The sequence below is a fragment of the Gardnerella sp. c10Ua_244 genome, assembly GCF_055818055.1.
On record NZ_JARFVS010000002.1, the window covers coordinates 563,465 to 572,341 of the forward strand.

General features: G+C 43.0%; 1 protein-coding gene. It reads left to right on the forward strand.

Annotation, left to right across the window (positions count from 1 at the left end):
- Positions 1 to 322: 322 nt before the first annotated feature.
- Positions 323 to 8,877 (forward strand): Rib/alpha-like domain-containing protein (locus P0108_RS05430; protein ID WP_473730839.1); only part of this gene is annotated, 8,555 nt, incomplete at its 3' end.

Genomic DNA, 8,877 nt, shown 5'->3' on the forward strand with positions numbered 1-8,877 from the left:
GAATAAATTACTATAAAACGATAAACTTTTAGATAATTTTAAATAATTCGTCGTTATGACAATATTTTATACATAGAGCACCCCCCCCCCCCGGCAGGAAATTTTACAGTTATGGAATACTTAACAATAAAAAAATTACGACAAAATAGCAAAAATACGATATAATATTATGCAGCATGTGTATAAGCGTACTTATTGTCTACCGTTGCTTTATGTAAACACAGAATTAGTATTTGAAGAAGAACTAGACACACGTTTATATACGACGCACATTAGGGAACGCTAAATTAAAAAGCACAAGAATAAAGGATTACAGATTATTATGGCAAATAACACTCGCAAAAAGCACGCACACGAGCAAGTTGAGAGCTCGTTTAAAAACGTTGATTCATCTTCTGCGTATGCAACCATGCGAAAGGTGTCATTGAGCACACTTGCCACAGTTCTTACTGCAGCCACTTGCTTGGGCGGTCAGCCGATCCTCGCATCCTCTAATATTCTTCTTCCTCCAACTACTGCGGCATTTGCGGAAGAAGTGCGTAAGAACGACCCTAATCCTTGGCTGCATACACCAAACATTCTTGAGTATCAGCGCTACCGTTACTTAAACAGTAGAGGCGAATTTGGCTACGTTGGAGACGACAAAGTTGGCGACTGGGATAGAATCATCAACAAAACCGACATGTATGCACACGTTCAAGGCGAAGGCAATAACAAGTACTTGGTTTTCGACGTGTTCTTTAACAATGACGGCAAATCCATGGTTTCCGCATCAACAAAGCATCAATACGTGTGGCAAATTCCTTATGCAATTGCCGATTTAAGCAACGGCGGCTACAAGGGTGACACTATGCGCAATCTTAGTTTTGACTTCTACAAGCGCAATAACAAATCACCTCAAACACCTGCAAATCTTTCACACGATATTGGCTTGTTTGAACACGATGCAAGCAAATCTTTCAATCAAGACTTCTTGAAAGATAGCCAGGATCACAATAACTCAACATACCACTACTCTATAGGTGTACGCCCTGGCAGACCAGGTGATCAAGACATAAAAGATAACTTCCATGTTAACCCAGATGCTTTGGATTCTGCTATTAAAAAGGCTCTCCCACCAAACCAAAGACCTTATAACGGCTACAACTATGGCATTGGCATAACAACAACTCACGTTGATTACGCTGTTCACATGCATTGCGAGTTGAAGCTTAGACCAGACGTAACCGATGAAGAAATCAAAAATGCCTTTACTTGGGCAAATAGCAGCTCTTATGGTAGAACTACTCATTCTGCTTACACCTTTATTTCTGGTCGTACAAAAGATGAAAATGTGCCACCTACAAAAAGCGATAAAATCCCTCCAAAGCTGTATTTTAATGGCAAAGAGATTAGCGATTCCAACAACAGCATTACCGTGTATCAGGGAGATATTCCTACAATCACTTTCGGCACATCAGATGACAGCGGAAAGGTTAATAGCTTCTCAGTTAAGGGTCTTCCTAACGGTAATGGAGATGTCACTGAAAACAGTAATGGCATGGAAGCAACTGAAGCTAAGCATCACAACCATGTTGTTAATAGAGTTAAGTTTGAATATAAGAACGGCAACACGCCAGCAAATACTGACTACACGGTTACTGTCTCTGCAACCGACGCTTCTGGAAACAAAGTAGAAAAGAAAGTTACAGTACATCTTAAAAATCTGAACCAGAAGTACAAGGCTCCAACCACTACACCGATTACTGTTGATTGGGGACATAAGGCAACTAATGAAGAATTAAAGAAACATGTTTCTAATATTGAAGGCGGTGGACAACTAGATTTCAATACTTTCCCAGAGACTAAACTACCAGATATAGCTTTTAACGGGAAAGATACTGCTACAACATCCACATCAGCAAAAGTAATATATTCAGACAATTCGTACCATATTGTTACGATTCCTGTAATTGTCAGAAAGCCGCTCGCATTGCAACACAAAAGCGAGCTGAAAGATCACGAAGTTAAAGTAAATGTTGGAGACCCTCTTACTAAAGCAGGAAACAAGGTTGACGCTAAGGAATATCTTGGTATAACCGATAAGAAGGTTAAAGATAACATCAAGAGTGCAGAGTGGGTTAATGGCGAGCCTTCCACAGACGTTGCAGGAAAGAGAACTTACACTGCTAAAGTCACGTTTAATGACGGCAGCACAGCGGAAGAAAAGGTTACTTTCACGGTTCGCCCTCAAAAGCCTAAGATTGAAACTGATTTGACTGGTGTTGCAGGCGTAAAGGGCAAGGAAGTTGTAGTTAATGCAGGCCCTGGCACAGCTGGAAGCACTGTAACGCTTAAAGATAGCAAGGGCAATCAAATTGGAACTGGAAAAGTTGGCAACGATGGCAAAGTTACGATTACAGTTGCTAACGGCATTCCTGAAGGAAGCATTACTGCAGTAACTACTACTGCAGATTCCGTAAGCTCTGACGCAAGCGACGCTAAGAAGGTTACTAAGGATGACAAAGCTCCAACGCTTACTGCTGATAAAGATAGCATTACCGTAAAAGTTGGCGAAGATCTGAAGATTCAGCTTACTGCAAAAGATGATGTAAAGATTGAGTCTATTGACACAGCAACAGCAACGATGGCTTTTGCTCGAAATGATTTCAGTAAGATGATGACTGTCGCAGCGCGTGCAAAAACTGATTACACGAAGAATAGTGATAAGGAAAAGGTTTTCACTTATAGCTTCTCCGGCTTTAAGCCTGAAGAAGTTGGCACTTATACTCTTACGTTCTCCGCAACTGATGCTGCTGGTCACAAAACAGAAAAAACTGTGACCGTAAAAGTGGAGAAAAAAGAAGATCTTCAGCCTAAGAATATTACTGTTGACTTAGGTCACAAACTCACCGAGAAAGACGCCGAAAAAGCTATTGCCAACGGAAGAAAGCTTAAAAAAGCAGGTGCAACCTTCAAGTGGAGCACTGAAACTGGCGGAACTCCAGACACTTCCACTATTGGCAAGGAAAAGACTGGAAAAGTTATTGTAACTATTCCTACTAACGACAAAGATCACCCACAAGTTGAAACTGTTGCCGTTAAGGTAACTGTTAAGGATAGCGAAAGTCCTAAAGTTACGATTCAGCAAAAAGGCGATGGTGGCACATATAACACCATTAATGGTGAATATCCTGATGGGCCAAAACACGCACAAGTATTCACTATCACTACATACCGCGGCGATAAGAACGATATTAAGATTACTGCAACCGATAACAGCGGAAACGTTACAACTCTTGCTTTAACGCCTAAAACTCCAGGCGAGACAGAAAAAGATCCTACTGGAACTGGCACAACTACAGATCCTAAGACTTTGACGCTTGATGGCACTACTCCGCTCAACACTAAGCCTGGCGAGTATACGCGTACCTTAGAAGCGGTGGATCCTTCGGGCAATCTTAATAAAGTAACTGTTAAGTTTATTGTTAAGCCGCAATCCGACAAATATGGTGATGTTAAAGGCAAGCCTGTTACGTACAACATGGGCAGCGGCACAAAGTATCCAGATCCTAAGAGCGGTATTAATGCAGATGATCTAAAGAAACTACCTAGCGACGCTACCTACTCTTGGGCTAATGAACCAGATTGGAATAAGCCTGGCGAGCAGAACGCTACAGTTCGCATAACATTTAAGGACGGTTCAACTAAAGACGTTACTACAACCGTTACCGTTAAGGACGATATCGCGCCTGTTATTAACACACCTAGTACCAATAAGGCAAAGAGAGCAGATACCGATAAAACACCTGAGTACTACCAGTTCAAGGTACATAATGGCAAACCGTTCAGCATTGATATCAACGCTTATGACAACAGCGGAAAGATCAAGGGTGCAACAATAGCAACATTCCCAGGTCATGACGGAAAAATCACTATTGACAATCAAAACGGGAATTCTGCAGAAAAGCCTGCGACTATTCATATTAAAGGCACTGCTCAGCGAGATGCGAATATAACCAATTCGTCAGACAATAAGTGGTCTCGTGAACTTGTTGTTACAGACGAAGCTGGCAACGAGTCTAAGCTAAAGGTTCAGATTTCCGTATACACGGATGCTGAAGAGCATAATGCTGCTCCTAATGCTACACCAAAGAATCCTGACCAAAACGCAATTACCAACGCAATTACTATTACCAAGAAGGATGACCCGAAGAAGACCCCAATTGATAAGAAAGATTTGACTTTCACAGTTGGAAATATTCCTCAAGATGATGGTGTTCACACTGTTCCTGTAACAATTACATACCCGGATCATTCAACTACAATAGTCAATGTTCCTGTGTTGATTCATAAGGATGCTAAGGATTATGATCCAAAGGGTCAAACAGTTGAAGTTCCATGGAACACTAAGCCAGAAGAATTGACTAAGAAAATTAAGTCGTTTGGCAGTGGCAATGGCTTGAAGTGGAACGGCAACTCTCCAAAGCAAGATCCAACAGTAGAAATCGTCAACACGAAAGACGTTCCAAGCACCGATAAGCCTGGCGAGAGACAAGTACAAGTTAAAGTTACGTATAAGGATGGCTCTAGTGACGTTGCAACAGTAACTGTTAAAGTGCTGAAGCCACAAAGCGAAACTTATACGCCAGAAGGTCAAACAATTAACATTGACTACAATAAGACGCCGAATACAGGTATATCCAGCAAGATTACCGGCGTTGGCAAGGATAAAGGCATTAGCTTTGGTAAAGATAAGCAAGGCAAAGATATAACGCTTCCAGAAGGCGCAAGTATTGCTATTGACGACAAAGCTAAGACTGTTCCAGATGGCACTCATCCTGGTACTTTCGATATTCCTGTAACCATTACGTATAAGGATGGTTCTAAGGATCATGCAACGGTAAAAGTTACTGTAGGAAAGCCTCAGAGTGAAACTCATACACCAAAGGTTGACGGCGGAATCACTAAGAAGTATGGAGAAAGTGGTCCTTCTGACAATGACATCATTACTAAAGTCACTGTTCCAAACCAACCAACTGGTACAACAATTACGGTTGATAAAGGTCAAACACCTATCGACACTAAGACTCCTGGAACCGTAAACGTTAAGGTTACTGTTAAGTATCCTGACGGTTCTGAGGATCACGTGGAAGTTCCTGTAACAGTTGGCAATCCAGATAACGAAACCTACAAACCAGGCGCAGAAGCTATCAACAAGAAGCGTAATGAGAAAGCTCCTGATGCTGATGAAATCAAGAAGGCTGTAAAGACTTCTACAGTTAAGGACAAGACTGCTCCAAAGGAAACAAAAGTAGAGCTTGTAAATCCAAACAATCCTCTGCCAACTACAGACAAGACTGGCACAACTAACGTACCTGTTAAGGTCACATATCCAGATGGTTCCAGCACTGTTGTGCAAGTACCTGTAGTAGTTACAGATACCGATGCCACTGCAAACACTCCTGCAGTTGACCCTGTGGAAGAGCCGTATGGCACTGGTAAAGAAAAGACCAAGGAAGCTGTTAAGAAGGCTGTAACTGTTCCTGATTTTAAGCCAAAGAAGGAAGGCGATAAGCCAACAGTCGCCATTACAAGCGACGATAAGGATATTCCAGACGGCAATACCCCTGGCACCTATCATGTTAAGGTTAAAGTCACATACCCAGATAACACAACTGATGAAGTTACTGTTGATGTGACTATTAAGAACAAGCAGTCGGATACTTTCGAGCCAAAAGCAACGCCTGTTGTTAAGCCGTTTGGCAAGAAGGTTACATCTGATGATGTAACAGGCAATGTAACTGTTCCTAATTGGTCAAAAGATTCAAAGGAACAACCAAAGATTGAGTTGAACGAGCCTAACACAAAGCTTCCAGATGGTAAGACTCCTGGAAACTCTACTGTTAAGGTTAAAGTCACCTACCCAGATGGCACAACTGACACTGTTGACGTGCCAGTAACTATTAGCAATAAGCAGTCTGGACTTTACCCACCTAAGGCAGATAATCTTGAAAAAGATAATGGTCAAAAGCCTTCGGACGACGAAATTATCGGCAAAGTAAGTGTTCCTACCTGGCCAACGAACGAAACAAATAAGCCAACTTACTCTATTGCTGAGGGAGATAAGTCTAAGATCCCTAATGGAGATAAGGCTGGCAAGTTTGAAGTGCCTGTAACAGTTACGTATCCGGATGGATCAACAATCGTGATTAACGTGCCTGTAACTATTAAGGCTCCAACTGCTACAGCTAAAGTTGTGACTGTGCCAAAGGGCGTGGAACCTAAACCAGAAGACAGCATTGTCAATAAGGATAAGTTCCCTAATGGCACTAAGTTCGAGTGGGATAACAACGGAAAACCAGACACATCTAAGGAAGGTAACAGCGTAAAAGGCAAAGTAAAGATTACTATTCCTGGATCTGATACTCCTCAAGAAGTTGAAGTAAAGGTTAACGTTGTTGACCCAAGTGCATCTGAAGTCAACGTGCCACAGGGCAAGGATTTGCCAGAAGCTAAGGATGTTATTAAGGATTCTCACGATACTAGTAAGTTCCCTAATGGCACTACGTTCGAGTGGAAACCTGAAGATAAACCAGATACTAACAATCCTGGCGCAAAGAATGGCAAGATTATTGTTACCCTCCCAGGTCAATCCCCTGTAGAGGTGCCTGTAACAGTGAACGTTTTGCCAAAGCCAGAAGCGAATGTTGTGAACGTTCCACAAAATGGCACACTGCCAGAAGCTAAAGATGCTATTAAGGATTCTAGCGATAAGAGTAAGTTCCCTAATGGCACTACGTTCGAGTGGGAAGATAGTGGCAAACCAACTACAGATACCGTTGGAGAAAAGACAGGCGGTAAAGTAAAAGTCACCATTCCAGGCGTAAATGGCAAGTCTGGTTATACGATTGATGTTCCTGTAACAGTGAACGTAAACCCTGTGCCTATCGCGAAGGAAACCACCGTCCCACAGAACAGCAATCCTGATCCTAAGAACAGCATTGATAACAGCACCAAACTCCCTAAGGGAACCACATTCGAGTGGAAGAAAGATGCTGCCCCAAAGACCGACAAGCCAGGCACTGCTAGTGGCACAGTGATTGTCAAGATTCCAGGGCAAGCACCTCAAGAAGTGCCAGTAACAATTACTGTGACACCAGCACCTGTTGCAAACGACGTAACTGTGTTGCAAAAGAAGAATGGTGACACAACTGACACTACTCCTAAGCCAGAGGATGTTATTAAGAATCATAAGGATCTACCTAAGGATGCTAGTATTTCTTGGAAGAAGAAGCCTGATACCTCAAAGACTGGCAACCAACCAGGCGTTGTGACCGTTAAGGTGCCAGGCGAGCCAGATGTTGACATTCCAGTCAACGTGCTCGTTGTGCCAAATCCAGCCGGTAAAACGGTGAGCGTACATGTTGGTGATTCTCCAAGCGCAGAAAACAGCATTGCCAATAAGGATGAGTTACCTAACGGAACCAAGTTTGCTTGGGCAACTAACGGTACTCCAGATACCAAGACAGCTGGAAACAATAAGAGCGGCACTGTCGTGGTAACTATTCCGGGTATCACAAATCCTGTGAACGTACCAGTAACAGTAAACGTTGTGGCACAGAACAAGCCAGTTATCAACGATGGTAAAGCCGAAAACAAGCCGGGTGATAAAGGTTCTGCAGATAATGGCAAGACAACTATTACTGGTAAGGGAACTCCTGGAGCCACTATCAAGGTTCAAAACAGTAATGGCACCGCATTGAAGGATGGCGATAAAGAAATAACTGTCACTGTAGATAAAGATGGCAGCTTTACCGTTGATGTTCCTCATCAGACCCCTGGAACAACACTCAAACTTGTTCCAAACAAGGGTGGAGTTGATGGTGACGCAACTACTGTAACCGTCACTGCTAAACCACAAAAGCCAACGATTACGGTACCAACCGACAACCAGAAGAACGACGGAAACGTAACTGTAACTCCGCCAACTGATGACACAACGGTTGTAAAGATTGAAATCAATGCTAAGCCAAATTCAATCAATGGTCCAGAACAGCCAGTTCGCACAATTATTGCTAAGAAGGATAACGATGGTAAGTGGAAGATTGACGGAGACGCTCCAGAAGGCGTAATCGTTAATCCAAATACTGGCGTTGTTACTATTCCAACAAAGAATTTGGAAGACGGCAGCACTATTACTGCAGTATCTAAGAACAAGACGGACAAACCATCTGATCCTGCTACTGCTGTAACTGGCTTTAAGACTCCACAGATTAGTGAGCAAACGCTAAAAGACAATCCAGATGATTCTACTAAACAAATCATCACTGGAAAGACTCTTCCGGGCGCAACAGTAACTGTTACCGACAAAGATGGAAAGCAAATCGGAACTGGTACTGCAGATGCTCATGGCGACTTCACTATTACTATCGACAAGCAAAAGCCTGGTGCCATCGTCACCCTCACACCAACCAACGGTAAGGGTGATGGTGCAAAGACAGGCGATAGTGTAAATATTACTGTCAGCGGAAATATAACTAAGCCAAAGATTGACACTCCAGCCGAGGGTGGCGCTAGCGTGACGCCTGATCTCACGGATACGCGCGTAAACAAGGTTGTAGTTACTTACACTCCAGAAGGCAGTGAAACAACCGCAACGATTACTGTTGTTGCTAAAGGCGACAAGCATGAGTGGAAGATTGACGGAGACGCTCCAGATGGCGTGACTGTTAATCCGCAAACTGGCGTTGTTACGATTCCAGCAAACAAGATTAAGAGCGGTAGCACTATTACTGCGCAATCAGAAGACAGTAGCGATAAGACTGGCAAGAGCAAGTCAGAAGTGGTAACTGCTAAAGTTGCCGAAAAGGAGAAGCCTGCACCAGAACCAACACC